Genomic DNA, 2,057 nt, shown 5'->3' on the forward strand with positions numbered 1-2,057 from the left:
ATGGCCGCGGCGCCCAGCAGGCGCGGGCCGCCGGGGTTGACGCAGACGATGTCGTCCTCCTCGGCCCAGCACGCCATCAGGCGTTCCAGGCTGCCCGTCTGCAGGGCTTCGTAGAAGGCGGCTTCGGTCTCGTCGGCGGAGCCGCCCAGGGTGGCGGCACGGTAGGGGGATCGGGTCATGGCGCTTCGGTGGGCTGTCATGCGGTGGCGCTATTGTCGGGGCTGGCGGGCCGCAACGCCCGGCCCGCGGCCGCCGGACCGGCCGGGCGGTCGGCCCGGCGGACTACGCGGTGCCCGATCGGGCTGGGGCAGAATGCGCGGGCGCTGCCAGCCTTTCGGCACTGTCGCCTGCACCCGGCCCAGCGCACGCGCCATGAAACGTCTTCTTGCCACCCTGGCCGCCGTCCTGGCCCTTTCGGGCTGCGGCTACAACGACTTCCAGCGCCTGGACGAGCAGTCCAAGGCCGCCTGGAGCGAGGTGCTCAACCAGTACCAGCGCCGCGCCGACCTGGTGCCCAACATCGTCGCCACCGTCAAGGGCGAGGCCGCCTTCGAGCAGGACACGCTGACCAAGGTGGTCGAGGCCCGCGCCAAGGCCACCTCCATCCAGGTGACGCCCGAGACGCTGAACAACCCCGAGGCGTTCAACAAATTCCAGGCCGCGCAGGGCGAGCTGTCCGGCGCCCTCTCGCGCCTGATGGTGGTGGCCGAGCGCTACCCCCAACTGCAGGCCAACCAGGCGTTCCGCGACCTGCGCGTGACGCTGGAGGGCACCGAAAACCGCATCACCGTGGCGCGCAACCGCTATATCCAGACGGTGCAGGAATACAACGTGCTCGCGCGCAGTTTCCCCACCAACGTCACGGCCAAGGTGTTCAGCTACGACCCGAAGCCCAGCTTCACCGTGCAGAACGAGGCGCAGATCTCCACCCCGCCGGCGGTGGACTTCTCCAAGCCGGCGTCCAAGCCCTGACGCCACCACCGGAGTGCCCGACATGGCCCTGGCGCACGTCCGCCTCGCGCTGACAGCTCTCTTTCTGATCGCCATCGGCGGCTTTGGCACGCCAGCGCAGGCGCAGCGCGCCGTGCCGGCATTGACCGCGCGCGTGATCGACCAGACCGGCACGCTCAGCGCGGCCGACCGGCAGGCGCTGGACACGCGCCTGGCCGCCATCGAAAAGTCCCACGGCTCGCAGGTCGTGGTGCTGATGGTGGCCACCACCGCGCCCGAGGAACTGGCCGCGTTCGCCAACCGGGTCGGCAACGCCTGGAAGATCGGCCGCAAGGACGTGGGCGACGGCGTGCTGGTGCTGGTGGCCAAGGACGACCGCAAGATGCGCATCGAGGTGGCCAAGGCGCTGGAAGGGGCCATCCCCGACATCGCCGCCGCGCGCATCATCGACGGCGCCATGAAGCCACGCTTTCGCGAGGGCGACTACGCGGGCGGCCTGTCCGCCGCGGTGAACCAGATCGGCGCGCGCATCGCCGGCGAATCGCTGCCCCTTCCCAGTGACACCAGCGAACGCGCGGCCCGGTCCGCGCCGGGCGTGGACTGGACCGACCTCGCCATCTTCCTGTTCTTCGGCGTGATGGTGGGCGGCCCGGTGGCGCGCGGCATTTTCGGCAACCGCCTGGGCGGGCTGCTGCTGGGCGGCGGCGTGGGCGGGCTGGCGTTTCTGTTCACCACCAGCGTGCTGCTGGCCGGCGGCGCCGGGCTGATCGCGCTGCTCTACACCTGGCTTTTCAGCGGCACCGGCCTGTCCCTGGGCGGGCGGCGCGGCGGCGGCTTCGGGTCGGCAGGGGGCGGGGGGATCGGCACGTCCACCGGGGGCTTCGGCGGCTGGAGCGGTGGCAGTGGCGGCGGCAGCAGCAGCAGCGATGGCGGCGGCTTCAGTTCGGGCGGCGGCGGCGATTTTGGCGGCGGCGGCGCCTCGGGAGACTGGTGACCATGGCAAAGACCTCGCTGGCCCCCGCGGCCCCCCCTTCGGCCCTTTCGCGCATCGCGCGGCTCGTGCGGCACCGCTGGGTGGAAGGCCGCCTGCACCAGGCGCTGGGCGA

The 2,057-nt window shown here is 71.9% G+C and carries 3 protein-coding genes; 2 read left to right on the forward strand and 1 reads right to left on the reverse strand.

Translation table 11 applies throughout. The annotated features are described in order from the left end of the window. Positions 1 to 179: YybH family protein (locus tag AC27KI_RS23520; RefSeq protein WP_487116141.1), on the reverse strand; the 179-nt coding region annotated here is incomplete at its 3' end. 193 nt (positions 180 to 372) lie between these two features. On the opposite strand from AC27KI_RS23520, the gene AC27KI_RS23525 reads away from it, so the two are divergent. Both AC27KI_RS23525 and AC27KI_RS23530 read left to right on the forward strand, forming a co-directional pair. Further along, positions 373 to 972: a LemA family protein gene (locus tag AC27KI_RS23525; protein ID WP_272565758.1), complete on the forward strand. Its 600-nt coding sequence runs from the start codon at positions 373 to 375 to the stop codon at positions 970 to 972. 22 nt (positions 973 to 994) lie between these two features. Continuing rightward, entirely contained in the window at positions 995 to 1,945 is a 951-nt protein-coding gene (locus AC27KI_RS23530) for a TPM domain-containing protein (protein WP_487116139.1), read from the forward strand. Positions 1,946 to 2,057: the final 112 nt, after the last annotated feature.

The sequence above is a fragment of the Acidovorax sp. KPB24-03 genome (genome assembly GCF_057546605.1).